This window comes from Tardiphaga sp. (assembly GCF_028290495.1).
Lineage (GTDB): Bacteria > Pseudomonadota > Alphaproteobacteria > Rhizobiales > Xanthobacteraceae > Tardiphaga.
This window is the reverse complement of record NZ_JAQGJT010000160.1, coordinates 1-23,304: the sequence shown is the minus strand read 5'-3', so window position 1 is coordinate 23,304 and position 23,304 is coordinate 1. Positions and strand designations below refer to the sequence as shown.

At 64.5% G+C, this 23,304-nt stretch carries 24 protein-coding genes and 1 pseudogene; 11 read left to right on the top strand and 14 right to left on the bottom strand.

Features of this window, described 5'->3' with window-relative positions:
* Window positions 1–446, bottom strand: a pseudogene (locus JWQ24_RS24450) (peptidylprolyl isomerase); the annotation flags it as partial.
* A gap of 389 nt (window positions 447–835) precedes the next feature.
* Between JWQ24_RS24450 and secA the strand changes: the two are divergent.
* On the top strand, window positions 836–3,679 hold the full coding sequence (gene secA, locus JWQ24_RS24445) for a preprotein translocase subunit SecA (protein ID WP_299813759.1): 2,844 nt from the start codon (window positions 836–838) through the stop codon (window positions 3,677–3,679).
* A 347-nt stretch (window positions 3,680–4,026) separates the two neighbouring features.
* On the opposite strand, the gene JWQ24_RS24440 is transcribed toward secA, so the two are convergent.
* Complete coding sequence (locus JWQ24_RS24440; RefSeq protein WP_299813755.1) at window positions 4,027–5,490, bottom strand: hypothetical protein; 1,464 nt, start codon at window positions 5,488–5,490, stop codon at window positions 4,027–4,029.
* 279 nt (window positions 5,491–5,769) lie between these two features.
* Window positions 5,770–6,426 (bottom strand): DnaJ domain-containing protein, encoded by a 657-nt coding sequence (locus JWQ24_RS24435; protein ID WP_299813752.1) that lies wholly within the window; start codon window positions 6,424–6,426, stop codon window positions 5,770–5,772.
* Window positions 6,427–6,556: 130 nt separating this feature from the next.
* Between JWQ24_RS24435 and JWQ24_RS24430 the strand changes: the two genes are divergently transcribed.
* Window positions 6,557–6,832 (top strand): BolA family protein, encoded by a 276-nt coding sequence (locus JWQ24_RS24430; protein ID WP_299813750.1) that lies wholly within the window; start codon window positions 6,557–6,559, stop codon window positions 6,830–6,832.
* On the opposite strand, the gene JWQ24_RS24425 is transcribed toward JWQ24_RS24430, so the two are convergent.
* The 3 genes from JWQ24_RS24425 to JWQ24_RS24415 form a co-directional block, all read right to left on the bottom strand.
* Window positions 6,829–8,178: a hemolysin family protein gene (locus JWQ24_RS24425; protein ID WP_299813747.1), complete on the bottom strand. Its 1,350-nt coding sequence runs from the start codon at window positions 8,176–8,178 to the stop codon at window positions 6,829–6,831. The genes JWQ24_RS24430 and JWQ24_RS24425 overlap by 4 nt on opposite strands.
* Before the next feature lie 70 nt (window positions 8,179–8,248).
* Complete coding sequence (aroB, locus tag JWQ24_RS24420) at window positions 8,249–9,391, bottom strand: 3-dehydroquinate synthase (RefSeq protein ID WP_299813744.1); 1,143 nt, start codon at window positions 9,389–9,391, stop codon at window positions 8,249–8,251.
* Entirely contained in the window at window positions 9,388–10,026 is a 639-nt protein-coding gene (locus tag JWQ24_RS24415) for a shikimate kinase (protein WP_299813741.1), read from the bottom strand. The genes aroB and JWQ24_RS24415 overlap by 4 nt, the downstream gene beginning before the upstream one ends.
* Before the next feature lie 202 nt (window positions 10,027–10,228).
* On the opposite strand from JWQ24_RS24415, the gene JWQ24_RS24410 reads away from it, so the two are divergent.
* A complete protein-coding gene (locus JWQ24_RS24410) occupies window positions 10,229–10,375 on the top strand; it encodes a histidine kinase (protein WP_299813738.1) in 147 nt (48 codons plus the stop codon).
* On the opposite strand, the gene JWQ24_RS24405 is transcribed toward JWQ24_RS24410, so the two are convergent.
* A complete protein-coding gene (locus tag JWQ24_RS24405; RefSeq protein ID WP_299813735.1) occupies window positions 10,365–10,943 on the bottom strand; it encodes a TetR/AcrR family transcriptional regulator in 579 nt (192 codons plus the stop codon). The genes JWQ24_RS24410 and JWQ24_RS24405 overlap by 11 nt on opposite strands.
* Before the next feature lie 105 nt (window positions 10,944–11,048).
* Here JWQ24_RS24405 and JWQ24_RS24400 point away from each other — a divergent pair, with 105 nt between their 5' ends.
* Genes JWQ24_RS24400 through xerD form a run of 3 tightly spaced genes read left to right on the top strand, consistent with a single transcriptional unit; the run spans window position 11,049 to window position 13,529 of the window.
* Entirely contained in the window at window positions 11,049–12,071 is a 1,023-nt protein-coding gene (locus JWQ24_RS24400; RefSeq protein ID WP_299813732.1) for an aldehyde reductase, read from the top strand.
* A 32-nt stretch (window positions 12,072–12,103) separates the two neighbouring features.
* Window positions 12,104–12,511: a nuclear transport factor 2 family protein gene (locus JWQ24_RS24395; RefSeq protein ID WP_299813729.1), complete on the top strand. Its 408-nt coding sequence runs from the start codon at window positions 12,104–12,106 to the stop codon at window positions 12,509–12,511.
* Window positions 12,512–12,554: 43 nt separating this feature from the next.
* A complete protein-coding gene (gene xerD, locus JWQ24_RS24390; RefSeq protein WP_299813726.1) occupies window positions 12,555–13,529 on the top strand; it encodes a site-specific tyrosine recombinase XerD in 975 nt (324 codons plus the stop codon).
* Window positions 13,530–13,706: 177 nt separating this feature from the next.
* On the opposite strand, the gene JWQ24_RS24385 is transcribed toward xerD, so the two are convergent.
* Window positions 13,707–14,480 (bottom strand): methyltransferase domain-containing protein, encoded by a 774-nt coding sequence (locus JWQ24_RS24385; protein WP_299813723.1) that lies wholly within the window; start codon window positions 14,478–14,480, stop codon window positions 13,707–13,709.
* 114 nt (window positions 14,481–14,594) lie between these two features.
* Here JWQ24_RS24385 and gloB point away from each other — a divergent pair, with 114 nt between their 5' ends.
* Window positions 14,595–15,362 (top strand): hydroxyacylglutathione hydrolase, encoded by a 768-nt coding sequence (gene gloB / locus JWQ24_RS24380; RefSeq protein WP_299813720.1) that lies wholly within the window; start codon window positions 14,595–14,597, stop codon window positions 15,360–15,362.
* Window positions 15,362–15,784 (top strand): cupin domain-containing protein, encoded by a 423-nt coding sequence (locus tag JWQ24_RS24375; RefSeq protein ID WP_299813717.1) that lies wholly within the window; start codon window positions 15,362–15,364, stop codon window positions 15,782–15,784. Before gloB ends, JWQ24_RS24375 begins: the two co-directional genes overlap by 1 nt.
* Here JWQ24_RS24375 and JWQ24_RS24370 read toward each other — a convergent pair.
* Window positions 15,781–16,665 (bottom strand): DMT family transporter, encoded by an 885-nt coding sequence (locus JWQ24_RS24370; RefSeq protein ID WP_299813714.1) that lies wholly within the window; start codon window positions 16,663–16,665, stop codon window positions 15,781–15,783. The two genes, JWQ24_RS24375 and JWQ24_RS24370, sit on opposite strands and share 4 nt — an antisense overlap.
* On the opposite strand from JWQ24_RS24370, the gene JWQ24_RS24365 reads away from it, so the two are divergent.
* Window positions 16,664–16,891 carry a hypothetical protein gene (locus JWQ24_RS24365; protein ID WP_299813711.1) on the top strand — a complete coding sequence of 76 codons (228 nt, stop codon included), beginning with the start codon at window positions 16,664–16,666 and terminating at the stop codon, window positions 16,889–16,891. The two genes, JWQ24_RS24370 and JWQ24_RS24365, sit on opposite strands and share 2 nt — an antisense overlap.
* On the opposite strand, the gene phbB is transcribed toward JWQ24_RS24365, so the two are convergent.
* Entirely contained in the window at window positions 16,882–17,607 is a 726-nt protein-coding gene (phbB, locus tag JWQ24_RS24360) for an acetoacetyl-CoA reductase (protein ID WP_299813709.1), read from the bottom strand. The genes JWQ24_RS24365 and phbB overlap by 10 nt on opposite strands.
* A gap of 162 nt (window positions 17,608–17,769) precedes the next feature.
* The gene (locus JWQ24_RS24355; RefSeq protein WP_299813706.1) at window positions 17,770–18,948 is read right to left on the bottom strand and encodes an acetyl-CoA C-acetyltransferase; all 1,179 of its coding nucleotides are present in this window, start codon (window positions 18,946–18,948) and stop codon (window positions 17,770–17,772) included.
* A 310-nt stretch (window positions 18,949–19,258) separates the two neighbouring features.
* Here JWQ24_RS24355 and phaR point away from each other — a divergent pair, with 310 nt between their 5' ends.
* A complete protein-coding gene (gene phaR / locus JWQ24_RS24350) occupies window positions 19,259–19,867 on the top strand; it encodes a polyhydroxyalkanoate synthesis repressor PhaR (RefSeq protein WP_299813703.1) in 609 nt (202 codons plus the stop codon).
* Window positions 19,868–19,952: 85 nt separating this feature from the next.
* Here the strand turns inward: phaR and JWQ24_RS24345 are convergent, their stop codons facing one another.
* On the bottom strand, window positions 19,953–21,641 hold the full coding sequence (locus JWQ24_RS24345) for a bifunctional diguanylate cyclase/phosphodiesterase (RefSeq protein WP_299813767.1): 1,689 nt from the start codon (window positions 21,639–21,641) through the stop codon (window positions 19,953–19,955).
* Between the two features lie 310 nt (window positions 21,642–21,951).
* Between JWQ24_RS24345 and JWQ24_RS24340 the strand changes: the two genes are divergently transcribed.
* A complete protein-coding gene (locus tag JWQ24_RS24340; RefSeq protein WP_299813700.1) occupies window positions 21,952–22,191 on the top strand; it encodes a hypothetical protein in 240 nt (79 codons plus the stop codon).
* Between the two features lie 33 nt (window positions 22,192–22,224).
* On the opposite strand, the gene JWQ24_RS24335 is transcribed toward JWQ24_RS24340, so the two are convergent.
* Both JWQ24_RS24335 and rpmF read right to left on the bottom strand, forming a co-directional pair.
* A complete protein-coding gene (locus tag JWQ24_RS24335; RefSeq protein WP_299813697.1) occupies window positions 22,225–22,932 on the bottom strand; it encodes a hypothetical protein in 708 nt (235 codons plus the stop codon).
* A 211-nt stretch (window positions 22,933–23,143) separates the two neighbouring features.
* Window positions 23,144–23,304 (bottom strand): 50S ribosomal protein L32 (gene rpmF, locus JWQ24_RS24330; RefSeq protein ID WP_299813762.1); only part of this gene is annotated, 161 nt, incomplete at its 5' end.

The window sequence follows — 23,304 nt, the reverse complement described above, 5'->3', positions numbered from 1 at the left end:
GCTTCGCCGGTGATCTGCTTGGCGGCGTCCTCATAGACCTTCTTCATGGCCTCGTCGGTGGTCGCGGCCTTGCCTTCGCTGGCCAGCAGGCTGTCCATCAGCAGGCGGTTGCGGGCGAACGCCAGCTTGGTCTTGAATTCCTCGCGGTCGGCGACCTTCTTGTCCTCGGCGGCCTTGGCGACGATCTTCATGTCGATCAGGAACGACAGCACGTTGTCCTTCTTGGTCGCGGGATCCATCTGCGCCAGGCTGGGGCCGAGTTCTTCCTCGGCAATCGCGACGTCGCTCTGGCGGATCTCGGCGCCGTTGACCTTGGCCAGCACCGGATTGGCGTCCTGCGCGTAGACCGGGAAACTGGACAGCAGCGCCACGGCGAAGGCGCCGGTCACGGCCAGAAGGAGCCCCGGGCGCTGGCCCGGTTTCTTGGCGGGCATCGGGAAGGTCATGGAAAATCCTTGTCTCGGAAGGTGGCCTGTCGGGATCGGCGGGACACTCACTTAAATGACCCCACTTGGCAACGCGAAAACTCTGTCAAAATGATGAAATCCTTGACAGGTTCGCGGCCAAGCGCCGCCGTTGACAACCCTCTGCCCCAGCCATATCTCTCCGAAACCGGGCCGGTGGCGATGGCGCGATTTCGGCTGCGCCGTGACCATTGGAACGCTTTCGCCCAGGATGGCTTGAAGCTACCTTGTGCTGAACCCTTGATACCGTCGTTCCCACTCATCATGGCCCGGTCCGATTTGGGACCCCTGCCTGATGCGTCCGGGGGGCTTATTGGCCCCGCTGACACCCTCCCGGCGCCAGCGCCGAACTGCAGAGACAGGATTTCGTTATGATCGGCGCGCTCGCCCGCAAGTTCTTCGGCTCCGCCAACGACCGCCGCATCAAGGCCTACAGCGCGCGCGTCGCCGCCATCAACGCGCTGGAACCCGAGATCGCCGCGCTGTCCGACGAGGCGTTGAAGGCCCGCACCGCCGAGTTCAAGGCGGAGATCGCTGCCGGCAAGAGCCTCGACGACCTGCTGGTTCCCGCCTTCGCCACCGTCCGCGAGGCCGCCAAGCGCACGCTCGGCCAGCGTCACTTCGACGTCCAGCTGATCGGCGGCATGGTGCTGCACGAGGGCGACATCGCCGAGATGAAGACCGGCGAAGGCAAGACCCTGGTCGCCACCCTCGCCGTCTACCTCAACGCGCTGGCCGGCAAGGGCGTCCATGTCGTTACGGTCAACGATTACCTCGCCAAGCGCGATAGCGGCTGGATGGGCCAGATCTACGGCTTCCTGGGTCTCACCACCGGCGTGATCGTGCACGGCCTCGACGACGGCGAGCGGCAGCAGGCCTATGCCTGCGACATCACCTACGGCACCAACAACGAATACGGCTTCGATTACCTCCGCGACAACATTAAGTACCGGCTGGAATACATGGTCCAGCGCGGTCACTTCTACGCCATCGTCGACGAAGTCGACTCGATCCTGATCGACGAAGCCCGCACGCCGCTGATCATCTCCGGCCCGCTCGACGATCGCTCGGAATTCTACAACACCATCGACACCTTCCTGCCCAAGCTCGAGAAGAAGACCGACTTCGAGGTCGACGAGAAGCAGCGCACGGTGACGCTGACCGAAGATGGCATGGAGAAGATCGAAACCCTGCTGCGCGACGCCGGCCAGCTCAAGGGCGAGACGCTGTACGACGTCGAGAACGTCTCCGTCGTGCACCACATCAACCAGGCGCTGCGCGCGCACTCGCTTTTCAACCGCGACAAGGACTACATCGTCCGCGACGACGAAGTGATCATCATCGACGAGTTCACCGGCCGCATGATGCAGGGCCGGCGCTATTCGGAAGGCCTGCACCAGGCGCTGGAAGCCAAGGAACACGTCACCGTCCAGCCGGAAAACCAGACGCTGGCCTCGATCACCTTCCAGAACTACTTCCGCATGTATGCCAAACTGTCCGGCATGACCGGCACGGCACTGACCGAAGCCGACGAGTTGTTCGACATCTACAAGCTCGAAGTCGTCGAGGTGCCGACCAATGTCGGTATCGGCCGCATGGACGAAGACGACGAGGTCTATCGCACCCAGGACGAGAAGCACGCCGCCATCATGGCCGAGGTCGAGCGCGCCAATTCGCGCATGCAGCCGGTTCTGGTCGGCACCGCCTCGATCGAGAAATCGGAAATGCTCGGTGAGTATTTGCTGAAGCATGGCTACAAGCAGATCGAATTCGACAAGCCGAAGGCGATGGACAAGCTCTATGCGGCAGCTCGTGCCGGCAAGCCCGGCAAGCTGTTCGCGGTGCTGAACGCGCGCTTCCACGAGCAGGAAGCCTATATCGTCGCCGAAGCCGGCGTCCCCGGCGCGATCACCATCGCCACCAACATGGCCGGCCGCGGCACCGACATCAAACTCGGCGGATCGCTGGAAATGCGCTCCGCGATCGAGACCGCCGACCTTACCGATGAAGCCGAGAAGGCCGCCAAGATCGAAGAGATCAAGGCCGAGATCGCCAAATTCCGCGAGATTGTGCTGAACGCCAAGGAAGTCGCCGAGATCGAACCCGCGAAGGGATCGAAGCCTGCCAGGACCGTGACGCGCCCCGGCGGCCTCTACATCATCGGCTCCGAGCGTCATGAATCGCGCCGCATCGACAACCAGCTGCGCGGCCGCTCCGGCCGGCAGGGCGATCCCGGCCGCTCGAAGTTCTTCCTGTCGCTGGAAGACGACCTGATGCGGATCTTCGGCTCCGACCGGCTCGACACCATGCTGACCCGGCTTGGCCTGAAGGAAGGCGAAGCCATCATCCATCCGTGGATCAACAAGGCGCTGGAGAAGGCGCAGCAGAAGGTCGAGGCGCGCAACTTCGACATCCGCAAGAACCTGCTGAAATACGACGACGTCCAGAACGACCAGCGCAAGGTAATCTTCGAGCAGCGCGTCGACCTGATGCAGAACGACAGCGTCGCCGACACCGTGGCCGACATGCGCCGCGCCTTTGTCGAGGACCTCGTCACCAAGCACATCCCCGAAAACCAGTACGCCGAGCAGTGGGACACGGCCGGCCTCAAGGAAGAGCTGACCCGCGTGCTCGATCTCGACCTGCCGGTCGAGGAATGGGCCAAGGAAGAAGGCATCGCCGACGAGGAATTGCTGTCACGTATCGAGGCGAAGGCCGACGAGCACATGGCCGCCAAGGTGGCGCAGTGGGGCCCCGACGTGATGCGTTACGTCGAGAAGACCATCCTGTTGCAGACGCTGGACCATCTGTGGCGCGAGCATCTGGTGATGCTCGACCACCTGCGTCAGGTGATCGGCCTGCGCGGCTATGGCCAGCGCGATCCGCTGCAGGAATACAAGGCGGAAGCCTACAACCTGTTCGAGGCGATGATCGCCAACCTGCGCGAGGCGGTCACCGCCCAGTTGATGCGCGTCGAGATCGTACCGCCGGATGTGCAGCCCGAGCTGCCGGTGATGGAAGCCCACAAGCTCGACTACAACACCGGCGAAGACGAGATGGCCTACGCCAACGCCGCGCTGGCGCAGCCCTCCGCAGCCGACATCGCCGCCCGTGATCCGAACAAGCCGGACACCTGGGGCAAGGTCGGCCGCAACGAGGACTGCCCGTGCGGCTCGGGCAAGAAGTACAAGCACTGCCACGGACGGTATGCGTAAGCATCGGGTTTAGATCCGATAGCGAATTGCAGGGTGGGCAAAGGCGCGGTTGTGCCGTGCCCACCACGCGGCTGATTCATTATTCCTAACGATGAGTTTGATCGGTGGTCACGCGACTGTCGCGCGTCGCGCGTCGCGCGATCGGCTGCACTTACCCAGCCTACGCGTGGCTATCGGTGATCGTTTGCCAGTAGCCCGGATGAGCGCAGCGATATCACGGACGCGCACGATGCTCCTGGCGCAAGGTGCGTAGTCGGCACGGCCATCTCATATCTATCGGTTGGGTCGAGCCGGTCCCGGATGTCGCTGCGCTCATCCGGGCTACGAATTCCGTGAGAGAAGCAAGCTTACCTGACCGCCGAGAACCGGGTGTCGAAGCTGTTGGCGGGCACCACCGGCGCGGCGCCGGCGAGGGAGCCGCCGCCGGACGACGTCGGCTGGTCGGACGCAGCCGGCTTCAGCGGCGGGCGCGGGGCGGCGCTGGCCTGCTTGGCGTCGGCGGGGGTCAGCACCGGCTTGGCGGCTGCGACGGCGGGCTTGCTGGCCGGGACCGGCTTGGGCTTGCCGGCGACAGGGGCCGGCGCGGGCTTGGCGGTGGTCGCCGTGGTGTCGGACGATCCGCCGATGCCGACCTTCTTGGCCAGATTGCTGAAGAAGCCGCCTTCCGACGACGCGGAGGCAACGCGGGTGCCGGGCGCAGCTTCGACGACCGGCTCATCCTGCGACACGGCCGCAAACAGCGACATCGAGGTCGGCGCGATGTTCGGCTTGGGCGGATTGACGTGCGGCGGGATCGTGCCGGGGGCACGGGCGAAGGCCGCATCCGCGCCGGGAATGATGGGGTCCGACAGGCCGGTCGAGGCTTCCGGCAGCTTGGAGGCGAAGATACGGTTCATGCCGCCGTCGATGTCCGGACGGCGCGCAGCCACCGCGACGCCCTTGGCGACCAGTTCGGCAGTCTTGGCGTCGTCCTGGCGCTGCTTTTCGCTGACGGCGTCGGCGATCTCCGGCGCGACGCTATAGGCCGGGCACTTCGCGGAGGCGTTGAAAACCGGCGCACGCGACATGTTCGCCGGCGTCGCCGGATCGAACACGTACTTGTTTTCGCAGAATTCGACCTTGGGCTCCTGCTTCGTCACCTCGAAATGATCGTAACCCTGCTTGATCATCTTCCAGAACGGCATGTTCGGATTGTTGCGGTGCTTGGCCATGTTCACAGGCGTCATCTTGAACGGATAAGCCTGCACCTGGAACGAGCGCTGGCCGCCGAAGAAGGATTCACGCCCGAGCGCGTAGATGTCCGAAATCTGTTCGTCGGTCATCGCGTAGCAGCCGCGCGACGAACAGTCGCCATGCACCATCAACTGCGAGCCGGTGCGGCCGAGCGACCTGTCGAAGGCGTTGGGATAGCCCATGTTGAAGGACAGGTAATACGACGACTGCGGATTCATCTGCGCCGGCGTGATGTTGTAGAAGCCCTCCGGCGCCTGGCGGTCGCCTTCCTTGACCTTGGGGCCGAGATCGCCGGACCAGCGGCAGATCGGATAGGTCTTGAGCAACGCAAACTGGCCGGAGCGAGTCTGCTTCCAGACTTCGAGCTCGGCCTCCTGTTTGAACAGCCGCACCAGCATCGGCGACTGCAAGTCCATGTCCTTGGCCGCCATGTCGGCGATCAGTTTTTCCGGGACCGGCTTGTTGGCCTTGGCGTTGCTGGCGAGTGACATTTCGTCGGTATTGCAGCCGGCCAGCACAAAGCTGGTCGCCAGCACAACCGAGGTGACAAGCGCGCGAACAAGCGAGCGATGTATCAAAGCGAAACTCCGCAGCCGAGGGGTAATCTGACCCCCGAAACAACCGTCTACGCCCAATGCTGGCCGCAGATTATCCCCAACACCCCCTACTCGCAAGCCGAACCGGCCGCGGGCTGGGGTTCCATACCCTTGGTCCGAAACTGTTAAAACTTTACGCAGGGGCTTAATTGCGACCAAAATCGCAATTGCGGCGAAAAAAACGCCGGCGATGCGGACATGTTTAATGAATTGCTGCAGACCACACGCGCTGTCTTCCCGGCGAAAGCCGGGACAACGGGCTCAGGAACCCCGAACCACGGTCTTCAAGTAATTATACGCCTTGATGATCTCGATCAGCCGGTCCTCGGTGGAGCGGTCGCCGCCGTTGGCGTCGGGGTGGTGCTGCTTGACCAGCGCCTTGTAGGTCGACTTCACGGTTTCCAGCGTGGCGTCGGGGCCGAGGCCCATCACCTGCAGCGCCTTGCGCTCGGCGTTGAAAATCTTGCGGGTCTCGGCTTTCGGCGCTTCCGCCTTGGCGCCCGGACCGGGGCGCCAGCGGTTGCGGCCGTTGAGTTCCGAGAACATCGCGAACGGATCGGCTGCGCCTTCGAGGTCGGCTTCGGCCGACTTGCCTTTGCCCTTGCTGCCATTGGCGCCCATCTTCCAGGTCGGACGATGGCCGGTCAGCGCGTCCTTCTGGTACGACGCCACCGCATCCAGAGTCATGCCGGAGAAGAAATTGTAGGACTGGTTGTACTCGCGGACATGGTTCAGGCAGAAATGCCAGTATTCCTTGTCGTTGGCGCGGCCCTTGGGGGCGCGGTGCGGCCCCTTGTTCTTGCACTCCGGCCACTCGCACATCGCAGCTTCCTCGCGCGCGGCGGCCTGCTGCTTGGCGCTCAGCTTGTTGGGCTTGATGCGGATGGAGTCGAAGAATTTGGATGAGTCGATGGCCATGGCGGACTATGACAACGCAACGCGAAAAGCTTCAAGTCTTGACATTCGGATTACTGATCCTCGCTGCGCCGATTTCCGGCGATTGACGATTATGGGTCGAAAACGTTAAGCCGATCCGCAGGAAACAGCCATGACAATTAAAGATACCATTACAGAAAAGTTGCATCAGGCCTTCGTGCCCGAAAGCCTCCACGTGATCGACGAGTCACATCTGCATGAAGGCCACAGCGGCCACAGGCCCGGCGGCGAGACGCATTTCCGAGTGGATATTGTGTCTGACGCCTTCGAAGGGAAGACCCGGATCGACCGTCATCGCATGATCAATACCGCACTGGCCGCGGAACTCGCCGGCCCGGTGCACGCATTGGCGCTGAAAGCGCAGACCAAGGCCGAAGCCTCCGCCTAAAACGCCGTTCCCGCCCGCGGCCTCTTGCCGACCGGTTCCGGCTCGGTCGGCACCGGGCCGATGCGCAAAGCGGTGATGCGGTTACGCTCGCGGCGCAGCACGCGGAAGCGGAAGCCGTGGAAGGTAAAACTCTGGCCGCGCTCCGGGATCGAGCGGGCTTCGTGAATCACCAGCCCGGCCACCGTGGTGGCCTCCTCGTCGGGCAGATGCCAGTCCATCGCGCGGTTGAGATCGCGGATCGGCACCGAGCCATCGACCACCACCGAACCGTCCGGCTGGGCGCGCACGCCGGCGACCACGACGTCGTGTTCATCGGAGATATCACCGACGATTTCTTCCAGCAGGTCTTCCAGCGTCACCATGCCCTCGACTTCGCCGTACTCGTCGACCACCAGCGCAAAGTGCGTCTTGCGGCGGCGGAACGCTTTCAGCTGATCCGACAGTGGCCGCATCTCCGGCACGAACCACGGCGGCAGCGCGATCGAGGCCACGTCGATCTTCGCGGTGTCGCCATCGACCGCGCGGATCGCGCGCAGCAGATCCTTGGCGTGCAGCACGCCGATGATGTTCTCCGGCTTGTCGCGCCACAAGGGAATGCGGGTGTATTCGGTGGTCAGCACCTCGCGCACCAGATCCTCCGACGGCAGATCCGCGTTGAGCATCACCATCGCGGTGCGGTGAACCATCACGTCGGACACCGCGAGGTCGCCGAACCGGAACACGTTCTGGATATATTCGGCCTCGCCGCTTTCCATCTTGCCGTGTTCGAGAGACTGGCCGACCAGCCCCTCGATCTCGTGCCCGGTCAGAATATCGTGTTGCGAGCTCTCCTGTACGCCGAGTAGTCGCAGCACCGCGCGCGACGCGTTGTTGAGCAGCCAGTTCAGCGGCCAGAACAGCACGTAGGAGACGTAGAGCGGATAGGCGATCCACTGCGACACCGGCTCCGGCTGACGGATCGCCAGCGTCTTCGGCACCTGCTCGCCGATCACGATGTGCAGCGAGGAGAACACCAGAAAGCCGGTCAGGAACGAGGTGAAGTGCAGCGCCGATTCAGACAGACCGAGCGGATCGAGCACCGGCTTCAACAAGGCTGCGACGGTAGGCTCGCCGACCCAGCCCAATCCCAATGAGGCCATCGTGATGCCGAGCTGGCAGCAGGCGAGGTAGGCCTCGACGTTGCCCATCATCTGCTGCAGCAGGCGCGCGCCGAAGCGGTTCTGATCGGCCATCGCCTTGACGCGGAAGCCGCGGCTCGACACCAGCGCGAATTCGGCCGCGACATAGAAGGCATTGGCCGCCAGCAGCAGGAAGGCGATCAGCAGGTTGAAGGCGGTCGAGTTCATGTTGGTCCCGCGTGTGCCCCGGTATGACGCGGCGTCTGGTCGATGTTATCCGGGCAAAGCGCACAGGCGCTCATCCCGACAATTTGTCCTGCAGAAAGTTCCGCACGATTTCCGGCTCGACATCGCCCGCGATCACCGCCTGCCCGATTGCTTCAAGCAGGATGAAGGTCAGTTTGCCGCGTTTCACCTTCTTGTCCTGCGCCATCAGCGCCATCAACGCGTCGGCATCCGCGAGGCCTTCCTGCGTGAAGCCGGCAATGTCCTGCAAGCGCGTCGGCAGCCCGACCTCGTTGAGGTGATGTTGCACGCGCGCAGCGTCGCTGTCCGCGATCATGCCGAGTTGCGCGGAGAGCTGCGCCGCCAGCACCATACCGACGGAGACGCCCTCGCCGTGGAACAGCCGGTCGGAGAAGCCGGTGACGGCTTCCAGCGCATGGCCGAAGGTGTGGCCGAGATTGAGCAAAGCGCGCTCGCCGTTCTCGCGCTCGTCGCGCGCCACCACGCCGGCCTTGGCGCGGCACGAAGTGGCGATGGCGTGTTCGCGCGCCGCACCGCCGCGGACGATCTCCGCATGGTTGGCTTCCAGCCAGGCGAAGAACGCGGCATCGCCGAGCACGCCGTATTTGGCGACTTCGGCATAGCCGGAACGGAACTGGCGCGGCGACAGCGTATCCAGCACCGCGGTGTCGGCCACCACCAGAAGCGGCTGATGAAACGCGCCGAGCAGGTTCTTGCCCTTCGGCGAATTGATCCCGGTCTTGCCGCCGACGGAGGAATCCACCTGCGCCAGCAGCGAGGTCGGCACCTGCACGAAATCGACGCCGCGGCGCAGGATCGCCGCGGCAAAGCCGGCGAGATCGCCGACCACGCCGCCGCCCAGCGCAATGACCAGATCGTTGCGCTCGATCTTCGCCGCGATCAGCGCCTCGGACACTTTCTCGAGCCCGGCATAGGTCTTGGAACCTTCGCCGTCCTCGACGACGAAATGCGAGCAGGGAATTCCGGCTTCCGCCAGCGAGGCTTCGGTCGCCGCCAGCCAGTGGCTGGACACCGTGCGGTCGGTAATGATGACGGTGCGCACGCCCGGCCGAAGCGCGTTGATGCGCGCGCCCAGCGACGGCAGCACGCCGCGACCGATGATGATGTCGTAGGTGCGCTCGCCGAGCGCGACCTCGACGGTAATAGGATCGGAGTGCTTCAGCGGCGCGGTCATAGGATCGGACTCAAGGGATCGCCTGTCGGTTCGGAGATGGCGGAGGCCGCGCGCGGCCGGAACAGGTGCTCGTGCAGCGCGATAACGCATTCATCGACGATCTTGTCATGCGGCACATCGCGCGAATCGATAGTGATGTCGGTCTGCTCATAGAACGGATGCCGCGCCTCGATCAGCCGGGCGATCACCGCAGCGGGATCGTCGTTCTGCAGCAGCGGCCGGTCGGCGCGGCGCCTGACGCGGCGCAGGATGACGTCGGCGTCGGCCTTCAGCCACATCGAGATCGCCTTGTCGCGAATCCGGTTGCGGGTGTCCTCGCGCATGAAGGCGCCACCGCCGGTCGCCAGCAGGATCGGCCCGTTGTCCAGCAGCCGCGCGATCACCCGCGCCTCGCCGTCACGGAAATGCGGCTCGCCGTGGACCTCGAAAATGTCGGGGATCGACATGCCCGCCGCGGCCTCGATCTCATTGTCGGCGTCAACGAAGGGCAGCCGCAACCGCAGCGCCATGCGCCGGCCGATCGTCGACTTGCCCGCGCCCATCATGCCGACCAGCACGACCGAGCGCTTGCCCAAGGCCGCGACAATCGTGGCCTCCTGGGCTGCGCTATGGATCGGCAGGACGGTTTCGGACATCAATTCACCTGTAAAAACCACGTTCGGCCAACGAATTGCATGGGCAAAGGATTGGGATCGCAAAGGATTGCCGTATTTTCGTCACCTATACCAGCCCCGGCACGGGCGTTGCCAGCGACTCCCGCAATCTGTATCCGACAGGGGTGGCTGACCCGACGGGCCGCCGCGCTACGATCCACCCATTACCGCCCGAGTTCCGGCCATGCCCAGCCTGTTCCGCTTCCTGACGATCGTCGCCGTGCTCGGCGGCATGGTCTATGGCGTGGTGTTCGCGCTGGCCAATTTCGTCAATCCGAAGCCGCGGGAAATGACCGTGACCATCCAGCCCGACAAGTTTCTCAAGCGATAGCAGCGCGCAGCAGACGCATGAAGAGCCGCATGTGTTCTTCGCGTTGGACGCCGTCGCCGGGCGCGTGCTTGATCCCGTCCATCGCGGCGACGATGACGCCCGCAATATCGGCGGGCCGGGCTTGCAGCCGGTCCGTGGCGACTGCACCGGCCGTCTGTGCATCGGCCAGCGCCTGCGCCAGCAGCGCCACCAGCCTTTGGCGCGCCGCCAGCGTAATATCCTTGGCCAGCGCCATGTTGACGTCGAACAACTCGACCGCATCAGCGCTGCCGGCAAACGGCGCGACCAGGCCGTCGTGAAACACGGCGACGGCGGCTTCGAGCCGCTCGAACACGTCGCCGTGGCCCGCCAGCACCGCCGCGACGTTCTGCATCGTCCGCGCGTGGGCACGCGTCGATCCGGCGCGGAACACCTCTTCCTTGCTGCTGAAGCTGAGATAGAGCGACGCCCGCGAAATCCCCGCCGCGCGCGCGATATCGGCCATTGAGGCCTTGCGGAAGCCATGGCGCACGAACACCGGCAGCGCGGCGTCGAGGATGTGATCGGATTTGCCGTCGCGTTCAGTCATTCAGACAGATTGACAGCCTCTGTCCAATGCGTCAAAAGACGACTGGACAAATTATGTCCATGTGTCTAATTTGAATTCCCTCGCTATCCGCGAAAAGGACTTAACATGACAGAGCTTCCCACGGTCCTGGTGACCGGGATTGGCGGATTTCTCGGCGGCCATATCGCCCGGCAACTGCTGGCCGGAGGCTACGCTGTGAAAGGCAGCCTTCGCCGCATCGGCGACACCGACCGGATCGCGCGGCAGATTTGCGCCACGCCGGCCGACCGCGGCAGGCTCCGCTTCGTCGAAGCCGACCTACGCGCCGATGCCGGATGGGACGAAGCGGCCGCCGGCTGCCGCTACGCGATCCATACCGCCTCGCCGTTTCCGGCCGGGATACCGGCCGACGAGAACGAGCTGATCGGCCCGGCGCGCGATGGCGCGTTGCGGGTGCTGCGTGCGGCGCAGCGCGCCGGCGTGACGCGGGTGGTACTAACCTCGTCGATCGCCGCCACCAATCACGGCAGCGGCGTGGCGCCCTTCACGGAAGAAGACTGGACCGATCCGGCCGGCCAGCGCGCCACGCCGTACTACAAATCAAAGACGCTGGCGGAGCGCGCGGCCTGGGCCTTTGCCGGGGAAGCCAAACTCGATCTCGCGGTCATTAATCCCGGCATCATCTTTGGCCCGTTGCTGGGACAGGCGTTCGGCACCTCGGTGGGACTGCTTCTGCAGATGATGAACGGCGGGCTGAAACGGGTGCCGCGGTTCGGCGTCGCCGTCGTCGATGTGCGCGACGCGGCCGATGCCCATATCCGCGCGATGACGCATCCGGAGGCGTCCGGCCAACGCTTCATCGCCGCCGGCGAGTTTCTGTGGATGCGCGACCTGGCGGCAGTGCTCGCCGAGGCTTTTCCCGAGCGGGCCGCCCTGCTGCCGTCAGGCGACGTGCCTAACTGGATGATCCGGCTGATGGCGCCGTTCAGCGCGCGATCGCGCATGATCGTCCACGAGCTCGACCTCGACCTCAGCGTCAGCGCGGCCAAGGCGCAACGCTTGCTGGGATGGCAGCCGCGGCCCGCCCATGAAGCCATTCGCGCCACCGCGCAGAGCCTGATCGACCACGGCCTCGTCGTGACCGCCTGAGCCCTTTGCATCCCCTTTTAACGGAGCCTCCTGTGACTTCATCTTTCGCCGAACCAACCTCACCGCAAGCCGAGCAGCTTCGCGACATCGAACGCACCCGGCTGCGGGCGCTGGTCAGCGTCGACATGGCCGTGGCCGAACCGCTGCACGCGGCGGACTTCCAGTTGATCACGCCGATCGGCGTGGTGCTGTCGAAGGCCGAATACCTCGGCGCGGTGGCGGGCGGACACATCAAGTATCTGGTGTGGGAGCCCGGCGACATCGCCGTTCGGCTGCAGGAAACCAGCGCGGTGATTCGCTATCGCGCGCGGCTCGAAGTGATGTTCGGCGGCCACCAGGTGCCGGCCGGCGACTACTGGCACACCGACGCCTATGAGCGGCGCGACGGGCACTGGATGGTGGTGTGGTCGCAGGCGACGTCGATCGTGCCGCGCACCTGACGAAAACAGCTTCGGAGATTCGGCTCATGCGCTATGATTGCGCATGAGCACTTCCAAGACCTCCGACGCCAAACTTGCCAGCCTGTTCCTCGACATGCTGGCCGCCGAACAGGGCGCCGGCGAGAACACGCTGGACGCCTACCGCCGCGACCTCGCCGATTTCTCCGAATTCGCCGGGCGCGTCCGTTCCAGCTTCAAGGCCGCCGACACCCAGTTGCTACGCGATTACCTCGAAGACCTCGACGGCCGCGGCTTCAAGTCGACCACCGTGGCGCGGCGGCTGTCCGCGATACGGCATCTGTTCCGGTTCCTGCTCACCGAGCGGCTACGCACCGACGATCCCGCCGCCATCCTGTCCGGCCCCAAACGCGGCCGCAGCCTGCCGAAGGTGCTGTCGATCGGCGATGTCGACCGCATGCTGGTGCAGGCCAAGGCATTGGCCGAGAACATGGCGACGCCGATTCAGCAGCGGCTGCGCGATGCCCGGCTCTATTGCCTGCTGGAGGTGCTGTACGCCACCGGTCTGCGCGTCTCCGAACTGGTGTCGCTGCCGCTGACCGCGGCACGGCGCGATGCCCGCATGATCGTGGTGCGCGGCAAGGGCAACAAGGAGCGGCTGGTGCCGCTCAACGAAACCGCCAAGCAGGCGATGGCGGATTATCTCGCCGCCATGGCCGAGTTGCAAAGCTCGCAGCCGAAGAAATCCGGGGCGATGAAGACCAGCGTGTCGAAATGGCTGTTTCCGTCGTTCGGCGAGAGCGGCCACCTGACGCGGCAGCATTTTGCCCGCGAACTCAAGGAACTGGCGGCAGCCTCCGGCATCCCGCCCGCATTGGTCAGCCCGCACGTGCTGCGCCACGCCTTCGCCAGCCACCTGCTGCACAACGGCGCCGACCTGCGCATCGTGCAGACGCTGCTGGGACACACCGACATCTCGACGACGCAGATCTACACGCATGTCGTGGAAGAACGTCTGAAGAGCCTGGTCCGCGACCTGCATCCGCTGGCGGAGAAATAGTTTTCGAGATTACGCGATGGCCTCTCAGCCGTCGCCCCCGCGAAGGCGGGGATCCATACACGCTGTCATCGCGCCTAAAATCGCCGTGGCCAAGGCTATGCCAAAACACAGGGGACGGAGGCTATGGGTCCCCGCCTGCGCGGGGACGACTCGTGGAGGGGCCGGTGGCTATTTTGTCTAGCGCCCCTGCGGCTTCGCTTCCGGCAAATCCTCATCGTCGCGTTGCAGCCTGGATGGCACCAGCACCGGCTGCAGCGCGGGAATGAGCCGCGTGCGCTCGCGGTGCGCCGGGATCGCACGGTAGACCTGCTTGGTGGCCTCGACGATATGCACGCCGGCAAACGGCAGCGACAATGCGGCGCCAAGCTTCTCCCAGGCCATCGCGGAGCGCAGAAACCAGCCGACGCCGAACGGCGGCATGAACAAGGCTTCGCTCCAAGCTGATGGCGTGAACCAGGTCTGGCGCAGCAGTTCCGTGATCTGCGAGCGCGAATAGGGCCGGCCGTGGCCGAACGGCGTGTTGTCGGTACGGGTCCAGACGCCACGCCGGTTCGGGATGATCGCCATCAACCGGCCGGACGGCGCCAGCACCCGCCAGATCTCGCGCAACAGCCCCTCCGGATCGTCGGACATTTCCAGCGCATGGACCAGAATGATCCGGTCCACGGCGGCATCCGGCAGCGGCAGCGAGAATTCATCGACCAGAGTGGCCAGCGCCGGCTTGTCGGTCGGCCATTTCAGCACGCCCTGCGCCGCCGGCATGAAGGCGATGCAGCGTTCGGAATTCTCCCGGAACAGGCCGAGATAGGGCGTCGGGTAGCCCAGCCCGAGCACGCGCTGGCCCTGCGCATCGGGCCAGTGCGCCTGAATGCCGCGGTTGATCAGCCGCCGCGCCACAATACCGAGGCGGCGCGAATAGAAATCCCGGAGGTCGATCACGTCGATGGTCATGGGGTCGATTCTACCACGTCGGCGGGGACCGGGATGCCCTGAATCTCGCATTGCCGGGGCAGCGTTAACGCCATATGTCAGAACGCAGCACCGTTCAGGAATCCCGGAGATATCATGGCCGCCGAAATTCGCGTGTTTTCCTGCCTGTCCGACAATCTCGGTTATCTGATCCACGATCCGCAGAGCCGCATGACGGCCTCGATCGATGCGCCGGAAGCCGGCCCGATCATCAAGGTGCTGGAGCGCGAAGGCTGGACGCTGACCGACATTCTGGTCACGCACCACCATGCCGACCATGTCGGCGGCATCGCCGAGCTCAAGCACAAGTATAATTGCCGCGTGGTGGCGCCGCACGACCAGCAGGCGCCGATCAAGCAGGTCGACCTGCGCGTCGAAAATGGCGACGTGGTGCGGGTCGGCGATATGCTGGCGCGGGTGCTGGAAACGCCGGGCCATACGCTCGACCACATTTCCTACGTGTTCGACAATGAAAAGGCGGTGTTCGCCGCCGACACGCTGTTCTCGGTCGGCTGCGGCCGGGTGTTCGAAGGCAGCTATCCGATGATGTGGCAGTCGCTGCTCAAGCTGCGCGCGCTGCCGGATGATTTCCGGCTGTATTGCGGCCACGAATACACGGCGTCCAACGTCAAGTTCGCGCTCGGCATCGAGCCGAACAATCCAGATCTGCAGACCTGGGCCGAAGAAGTGACGCGGCTGCGCGCGGAGAACAAGCCGACGATCCCGACGCTGCTCGGCGACGAGAAGAAGTACAACGTGTTCCTGCGCGCCGACGAGCCGTCGGTCGCCGCCGGCGTCCGGCTGAAGGGCGCCAGCGCCGACGACGTGTTCGCCGAACTGCGCGAGCGCAAGAACAAGTCGTAATGCAGACGGCGGCGGAGATCATCGCGCGGCTGGAACTCAAGCCGCATCCCGAAGGCGGGCATTTTCGCGAGACCTATCGCGACGCAGCGACCGATGCCACCGGCCGCGCCGCCTCGACGGCGATCTACTTCCTGCTGGCAAAGGGCGAACGCTCGCACTGGCACCGCATCGATGCGGTGGAGGTCTGGCATTATTACGCCGGCGCCGCGCTGCAATTGCAGATCGCCGACGATCACGGCATCCGCGCGATCCAGCTGGGCCCCGATCTGGCCGCCGGCGAACAACCGCAGGGCATCGTGCCACCGCATGCGTGGCAGGCCGCCACCACCACCGGCGACTGGACGCTGGTCGGCTGCACCGTCGCACCGGGATTCGATTTTGCCACGTTCGAGATGGCGCCGGCAGGCTGGAAACCCGTCTAGCCGCGCTTGCGCAATATGTCCTTCGCCGCGATCAGTCCGCCGCCCGCGATCAGCGCTGCGGCCAGCGCGAGGTTGGCGCTTGGCTGCGCGTAGCCGGCGAGGATCAGGAACGCGGTGGACAACAGCGGCGTGGCGTAGGAGGCCGCGCCGAGCACGCGGATGTCACCGCGCTTCATGCCGATGTCCCAGGCGTAGAATGCCGCTCCCACCGGGCCGATGCCGAGCGCGATTACCGCGAGCCATTGCAGCCAGGTGTGCGGCCACACCGTGGTCTCTATCGCCAGATGCGCCACGGCGGCGAGCAGCGCTGTGACCGCGCAGAACCCGGCCACCGCGTCGGTCGGCACCGCCTTGAGCCGGCGCGACATCACCGAATAGGCGGCCCAGACGAAGGCAGCGACAAAGGCCGCTACCAGGCCGCCAGCCTGACCGGGCGCCAGTTGCGCGGAGACATTGCCCCACAGCAGCAGCACCGTGCCGACAAGGCCGAGCAGCGCGCCTATCACATGATGCGGCCGCAGCCGTTCGCCGGGCAGCAGCGACGACAGCAGCACGATCAAGAGCGGCCACAGGTAATTCAGCAGCCCGGCCTCGGCCGGCGGCGCCAGCCGCAGCGCAACGAAATACAAAGCGTGGTAGCCGAACAGCCCGCCGACGCCGACCGCCCAGGCCAGCGGCGATTGCCGGAGCGCACGGACCGCCTCGGGTCGGCCGATCCAGCTCAACGACGCCGCCAGCGCGCCGATCGCAAAAGTCATGGCGGCCAGTTGAAACGGCGGGATCAGGCCGGTGGCGACCGTCATTACCGACAACAGCGACCACATCAGGATGGCGGTAAGCCCGATCAGGGTAGCCGTGCGGGGAGGCGTGGGGATCGTCATGCCCGGCCTTGTGCCGGGCATCCACGATCTTCTCAACCCCAAAACGTGGATGGCCGGGACAAGCCCGGCCATGACCGAGTGGAAGGCGCAGGTCCCTCCACGTCATTGCGATCGCAACGAGGCAATCCAGGAGCCGCAAGTGCGGGAAGAACTGGATTGCTTCGTCGCTCCGCTCCTCGCAATGACGGTTGGAGGGAGCCTGCGTCGCGAGCAATTTTACGCGTGATACTGCCCGCCATTCACCGTCAGCGTCGAACCGGTGATGAAGCCGGCATCGTCGGCGGCCAGAAACATCACCGCGCGGGCAATCTCCTCGGGCTCGCCCAGGCGGCCGACCGGGATCAGCGGCAGGATGCTTTTCTCCAGCACGTCCTTCGGCACCGCCTGCACCATCTCGGTGTTGATGTAGCCCGGGCAGATCACGTTGACCGTGATGCCGAGCTTGGCGTTTTCCAGCGCCAGGGCCTTGGTGAAGCCGATGTCGCCGGCCTTGGCCGCGGAGTAATTGACCTGCCCGAACTGGCCCTTCTGGCCGTTGATCGAGGAGATGTTGATGACGCGGCCGAATTTCCGCAACCGCATCCCTTCAATCACCTGGCGCGTCATGTTGAACAGCGAGCCGAGATTGGTGTTCACCACCAGATTCCACTGCTCCGCCGTCATCTTGTGGAACGCGCCGTCCTTGGTGATGCCGGCATTGTTGACCAGCACATCGACCGGACCGAGATCGGCCTCGATCTTCTTGATGCCGTCGGCGCACGCCTCGAACGAACTGACGTCCCACTTGTAGACGGGGATGCCGGTCTCGCCCTTGAACTTCTCCGCTGCAGCGTCATTGCCGGCGTAGCTGGCTGCTACGCTATAGCCAGCGTGCTTCAATGCCTTGCTGATCGCCGCGCCGATGCCCCTTGTTCCCCCGGTGACTAGTGCAACACGTGCCATGTTCGCTGCCTCCCTCATTCTCATTCTTTTTATAGCAATGAATAAATCCGGCTGTGTGACGAACATCAAGTAGAAATGCCCGACGCGAGGCGCCGGGCATTTTGTTAACAGTGAGTGCAGTGCAATCGCGAGCCGAAGTTTTCGGCACGCAGCGCCGCAAGTTTAGTCGCGTGCAATGCACATCGCGATGCCCATGCCGCCGCCGATGCACAAAGTCGCGAGGCCCTTCTTGGCGTCGCGCTTTTCCATCTCGTGCAGCAGCGTCACCAGCACGCGCGCGCCCGATGCGCCGACCGGATGGCCGATCGCGATTGCGCCGCCGTTGACGTTGACCTTCGAAGTATCCCAGCCGAGATCCTTGTTGACCGCGCAGGCCTGCGCCGCAAAGGCTTCGTTGGCTTCGATCAGGTCGAGATCCTCGATCTTCCAGCCGGCCTTCTTCAGCGCCGCGCGCGACGCCGGGATCGGGCCGGTGCCCATGATGGAGGGATCGACGCCGGCCTGGCCCCACGACACGATGCGGCCAAGCACGGTTCGGCCTTCCTTCGCCGCCTGCCTGGCGGTCATCAGCACCACGGCGGCCGCGCCGTCATTGATACCCGAGGCGGAGCCGGCGGTGACGGTTCCGTCCTTCATGAAAGCAGGCTTCAGCTTGGCCATCGCCTCAACGGTAGCGCCGTGACGCGGATATTCGTCGGTATCGACGATGATGTCGCCCTTGCGCGATTTGATGGTGACGGGGACGATCTCCTGCTTGAACTTGCCGGCCTTCTGCGCCGCCTCGGCCTTCTGCTGCGAGTGCACCGCAAACTCGTCCTGCTGCTGGCGCGTGATCTGGTACTTCTGCGCGACGTTCTCGGCAGTGTTGCCCATGTGGTAACCGTTGAAGGCATCCCACAGCCCGTCCTTGATCATGGTATCGATGAACTCCACCGGGCCCATCTTCACGCCGCCGCGCAGATACTGCGCATGCGGGGCCATGCTCATGGATTCCTGGCCGCCGGCGACCACGATTTCGGAGTCGCCGTTCATCAGCGCCTGATAGCCGAGCGCGACGGTGCGCAGGCCGGAGCCGCACAGCATGTTGACGCCCCAGGCCGAGGTTTCCACCGGAAGGCCGGCGGCGATCGAGGCCTGGCGCGCGGGGTTCTGGCCCTGCGCGGCGGTGAGGATCTGCCCCATGATGACTTCGGAAACACGGCCGGGCTCGATACCACCGCGCTCCAGCGCGGCCTTGATGGCAATGGCGCCGAGATCATGCGCGGGCATGGTGGCGAACGCGCCGTTGAAGCTGCCGACCGGGGTGCGGGCGGCGCTGACGATGACGACATCGTCGGACATGGACATCTCCTTTTGCTGAGTTTTTTTTCTGAACGGCGACCGCCGAGGCGGCGAGATCCGATTGATAGCTATCCTGTTAACGTAGCGCGGGACTGTCAATTAGCCATAGCCGATTTGCTGCAGCGCACGCAAATTACCACCAATGTCTCTTTGCATAGCACAATGATGCTGCGATTTTAACCGTGGCGCACAAAACGGTAGCCGAAGCCCTTTGAAAGTGCTTTCTTTGCTGCATTGCGTTGCTGCCCCACGTTAATTCCGTTGGCGCATTGCCGACGGGGTCCCTGTCCTCGGTGTATGTGTGAGCCCAATGGCGAAATCAGATCAGCCCACGACAATCAAGAAGTATGCGAACCGCCGGCTTTATAATACCGGAACCAGCACATACGTGACGCTCGAAGACCTTGCCGCGATGGTCAAGGATGGCGAGGACTTTCTCGTTTACGACGCCAAGACCGGCGACGACATCACCCGCTCGGTGCTGGCGCAGATCATCTTCGAACAGGAGAACAAGGCGGGCCAGAGCCTGCTGCCGACCACCTTCCTGCGCCAGTTGATCCGCTTCTACGGCGACAGCATGCAGATGGTGGTGCCGAAATATCTCGAGCAGTCGATCGACAGCCTGACGCGCGAGCAGGAAAAATTCCGCAAGCAACTGACCAACACTTTCAGCATAACGCCATTCGCGCCGCTGGAAGAACACGTCCGCCGCAACATGGAATTGTTTCAGCAGACCTTCTCGATGTTCAAGCCTTTCGTGCCGACCCGCGGCGGTATGCCGACGGGTGAGCCCGAGCAAGCACCGGAGCCAGCGCCTGACGCCGGCAACATCGACGACCTACGCCGCCAGATGAAGGACATGCAGGACCGGCTCGAGCGCATGTCGCACGAGCAAAAGCCGGAACAGAAGACAGAGTAGTTAGAGGCGAAGCGCGCCCTTTTCTCCCCCTCTCCCACCAGACGCCGCTTCGCGGCGCCCGGGGGCGAGGGGAAGGAAGAAAGTGCTACCCCGTCGCGGGTCTGGGCGATGCGGCCTCATCCAGCCACGGCCGCTCCGGCGCGGCGAGACCTGTCAGCTTGCCCTGAATGTAATCGCAACCCCAGTCGCGCAGCAGGTCGGCGGATTCGTCGTCCTGCACCCACTCCGCCACTGTCTTGATCCCCAGCCTGCGGTTGAGATCGATCATCGTCTGCACAAAAGCGCGGTCGTCGGCGGAGCGCGCGATGTTGTGCACGAAGGCGCCGTCGATCTTCACGATATCGACGCCGAGCTTGCGCAGGTTGCGAAACGACGTGTAGCCGGCGCCGAAATCGTCGATCGCGATGCGTCCACCGAAATTCTTGATGCGGGTGACGAAGCCACGCACGTCATCGATATCCTGGATGGCCACCGTCTCGGTGATCTCCACAATCATCCGCTCGGCGACGCCGGGATGGGCGCGCATCATCGATTCGATGGATGACCACCAGTCCGGATCCATCGTGGTATCCGGCGAAATGTTGAGGCTGAGCTGCACGTCCGGCGAGGCCACCAGTTCGGCCATCACCAGTTCGAGCACGCGGTGATCGACCAGCCGGATCAGGCCGAGCTTCTCGGCAACCGGCACGACGTCCGGCGCCAACAAAACCCCGCCGTCCTCCTGCTGCATCCGCACCAGGCATTCGTAGAACGCCGGCTCGCGCGTGCCGGCATGCACCACCGGCTCGAACGCGACCACGATGCGCCGCTCGTTCAGCGCGGTGACGATCTCGTCGGTGACGCGGATGTTGACACGGCGCTGCGCGTCGCGCTCGACATTGGGACGCCACATCGCCGAGTTGCCGTTCCGGCGGCGCTTGGCCATCTCCAGCGCTTCCTGCGCACGGTTTACCGTCTCGTCGACCGTGCGCGCATAGCGCGGCGCCGAAACCGCGCCGATCGACGCTGTCGCTGAAACCGGGCTGGAGCGCGTCGGGATCACCTCGTCGCGAATGCCCTGCAGGAATCGCTCGGCCGCGATATTGCCGTCATCGACGCTGCAGTTCTTCAGGATCAGCCCGAACTTGTTGCCGGAGAACCGGCCGAGCACATCGCCGCCGCGCAGCCGCAGGCGAATCCGCCGGGCAAATTCGCCGATCACCTCGTCGGCTACATCGAAGCCGAAGGCGTCGTTGATCCGCGCCAGATGGTCGATGCCGATCAGCATGAAGACAAACGACGAGCGAAACCGCGAGGTTTCCTCGATGGCTTCGGAGAGCGCCAGCAACAGGCTGGTGCGGTTGAGCGCGCCGGTCACCGGATCATGCTGCGACAGCTTGAGCAGTTGTTCCTCGCGAACGTGGCGCTCGTCGTTGACGCGGACGATGCCTTGCACGCGCAGCGGCTTGCCGTCGGCAGCGCCGAGGCAGCACCCGCTCTCCTCGATCCACAGCACCGGATCCTTCGTGCTGGCGCGAACGCCGTATTCGATCCGGTACGATGCACCACCCAAGGGCGTCACTTGCGCGAGCGCCTGGGCGAGCGCTTCGGTGCGCACGGCGCGCTGCGGCTCGATCAGCGAAGACAGCCCGGCACCGGTCGCCAGCGCGGCGGGGGGAATGTCCTTGAAGATGGCGGCGGCCTGGCCGGTCCAGACGATGGCATCGGTGGCGATGTCCCAGACAAAGGCTGCCTGGCCCAGGGCCGCCAGAATCGTATTGGCCTGCGGAGGCATGTTCTGAGTTGGGGCCGATGTCACAGTCGCCTCGTTTTGGGACGCCGCCGGTGATTCGCCTCAGATCGCGACGGCTCGGTCGCGCCGAACCTAGCCGAAGTTCCTCAACGATTCGAGAAATCCAATCTTTGCACGCTGTACGGGCGTTGACGAGACTGGACCGCCCGCGCGGCATGACCCTTGCGAGGTAAGTCATGAAGGGGCACACCTGTCCCGAATTGAGACGGATGAACACCGAATCACCATGCGGATTGTCGGAACCAGCAGGATCAGCCAGCCATCGCAGCCGTTGCGGCGCGATAGCACGGCCATGCCTGCGGCTGCCGACGCGCTGGTCGAGGTCACTCCGCTGCGGCGCGGCGCGCCGATGGGTTACAGCCTGTCGCGGCCGGACCCGTTCTTCATCACCCAGTTGATTGCGACCGCCGAGCAGAGCCCGCAGACGCGTGCGCTGCGCCGCGCCGAGATATCGGATGTGGAAGCGGCCTACCGGGCCGTGGCGAACCAGAATGCGGCAGCACCCAGCCTGCTCGGCAGACGGACGGCCTGAACCATCCGCCTCGCCTCACGGCGGGGGAAGAACTCAGCGCGTGGCCGGCGGCACGTCCTTTGACGGCTGCGCGCCATTGCCGGGCTGCAGGTCCGGCGAGGTGATCTGCGGCGAGGTCTGGGCGACGACTTCGGGCGGGATCGGCTGGAATTCCGGCCGCGGTTCGACCACCGAATCCAGCTTCGGCTCAATCCGGGTCTCGACCTTCGGCTCGACCTTCGCAGGCTCGGGATGTTCGATCAGCACGGCTTCGGCGACGGCAGCGGCCGGCGGCACCACAACGGCCGCGGGGACCGGCATCGGCGCAGGGGGCTCGTAATGCGGCGCAGGCGCGGCGCGGACGGGTTCGGGCGCCACGGCGACCACACGACGCGGACGGCGGGCACGCAGCGAAATGCCGGCGAAGAAATCCACCATCGCGATCAGGGTAATCAGGAAGAAGGTGGAGTTGCCGAATTTCGGCAGCATCACGAACTCGGCGGCGGCAGCGCCGAACACCAGCAGCGACAGGAAATGGTCGGTGAAATATTTTGCAGCGGGCCGTGCGGCACGCGTCACTTCGAGCAGCAGCAACAGGATGCCGAGCGCGACCAGGACGTCGTTCAGCGTCACCGTCCAGATGTCCTTCGACATCAGCGGGATCGAGAACAACGGCACCGGCGCCGACAGCGCGAGGTCGGGCATCAAAAAGACGATGATGTTGCAGATCGCCAGCGGAATCAGCAGCAGCGGAAACGCCATCGGGGGCCTTCTTTGCAAGCGAGAGAATCAGAAGCGCTATCCAGTGACGCTGACGCGCACTGAATTCAAGCGATTAGCTCCAGAGTTGGAGCGAATTCGGGCGGAAGTACAGTCTTACTGAACCCGCCCGACGCTTCGACTTGCTTGTTCTGAACCTTGATTGAAGATCGAGGGGCAGCGCCGCCGAAGCGGCGCGCCATCGAACCAGCGATCAGGATTCTTTCTTGATCTTCAGAACCTGACGACCCTTGTACATGCCGGTCTTCATGTCGAGGTGATGCGGGCGGCGCAGTTCGCCGGAATCCTTGTCTTCCGCATAGGTCGGGGTCTTGAGCGCGTCAGCCGAACGACGCATGCCACGCCGCGACGGCG

Bases quoted from the DNA above. Each gene is read 5' to 3' on its own strand.
- JWQ24_RS24375 (WP_299813717.1), top strand. From the start codon at position 15,362: ATGCAGACGGCGGCGGAGATCATCGCGCGGCTGGAACTCAAGCCGCAT.
- JWQ24_RS24405 (WP_299813735.1), bottom strand. From the start codon at position 10,943: ATGACTGAACGCGACGGCAAATCCGATCACATCCTCGACGCCGCGCTG.
- JWQ24_RS24425 (WP_299813747.1), bottom strand. From the start codon at position 8,178: ATGAACTCGACCGCCTTCAACCTGCTGATCGCCTTCCTGCTGCTGGCG.
- JWQ24_RS24355 (WP_299813706.1), bottom strand. From the start codon at position 18,948: ATGTCCGACGATGTCGTCATCGTCAGCGCCGCCCGCACCCCGGTCGGC.
- gloB (WP_299813720.1), top strand. From the start codon at position 14,595: ATGGCCGCCGAAATTCGCGTGTTTTCCTGCCTGTCCGACAATCTCGGT.
- JWQ24_RS24435 (WP_299813752.1), bottom strand. From the start codon at position 6,426: ATGGCCATCGACTCATCCAAATTCTTCGACTCCATCCGCATCAAGCCC.
- JWQ24_RS24365 (WP_299813711.1), top strand. From the start codon at position 16,664: ATGCCCGGCCTTGTGCCGGGCATCCACGATCTTCTCAACCCCAAAACG.
- xerD (WP_299813726.1), top strand. From the start codon at position 12,555: ATGAGCACTTCCAAGACCTCCGACGCCAAACTTGCCAGCCTGTTCCTC.
- aroB (WP_299813744.1), bottom strand. From the start codon at position 9,391: ATGACCGCGCCGCTGAAGCACTCCGATCCTATTACCGTCGAGGTCGCG.
- JWQ24_RS24410 (WP_299813738.1), top strand. From the start codon at position 10,229: ATGCCCAGCCTGTTCCGCTTCCTGACGATCGTCGCCGTGCTCGGCGGC.
- JWQ24_RS24430 (WP_299813750.1), top strand. From the start codon at position 6,557: ATGACAATTAAAGATACCATTACAGAAAAGTTGCATCAGGCCTTCGTG.
- JWQ24_RS24385 (WP_299813723.1), bottom strand. From the start codon at position 14,480: ATGACCATCGACGTGATCGACCTCCGGGATTTCTATTCGCGCCGCCTC.
- JWQ24_RS24340 (WP_299813700.1), top strand. From the start codon at position 21,952: ATGCCTGCGGCTGCCGACGCGCTGGTCGAGGTCACTCCGCTGCGGCGC.
- phbB (WP_299813709.1), bottom strand. From the start codon at position 17,607: ATGGCACGTGTTGCACTAGTCACCGGGGGAACAAGGGGCATCGGCGCG.
- JWQ24_RS24415 (WP_299813741.1), bottom strand. From the start codon at position 10,026: ATGTCCGAAACCGTCCTGCCGATCCATAGCGCAGCCCAGGAGGCCACG.
- phaR (WP_299813703.1), top strand. From the start codon at position 19,259: ATGGCGAAATCAGATCAGCCCACGACAATCAAGAAGTATGCGAACCGC.
- JWQ24_RS24345 (WP_299813767.1), bottom strand. From the start codon at position 21,641: ATGCCTCCGCAGGCCAATACGATTCTGGCGGCCCTGGGCCAGGCAGCC.
- JWQ24_RS24335 (WP_299813697.1), bottom strand. From the start codon at position 22,932: ATGGCGTTTCCGCTGCTGCTGATTCCGCTGGCGATCTGCAACATCATC.
- JWQ24_RS24400 (WP_299813732.1), top strand. From the start codon at position 11,049: ATGACAGAGCTTCCCACGGTCCTGGTGACCGGGATTGGCGGATTTCTC.
- secA (WP_299813759.1), top strand. From the start codon at position 836: ATGATCGGCGCGCTCGCCCGCAAGTTCTTCGGCTCCGCCAACGACCGC.
- JWQ24_RS24370 (WP_299813714.1), bottom strand. From the start codon at position 16,665: ATGACGATCCCCACGCCTCCCCGCACGGCTACCCTGATCGGGCTTACC.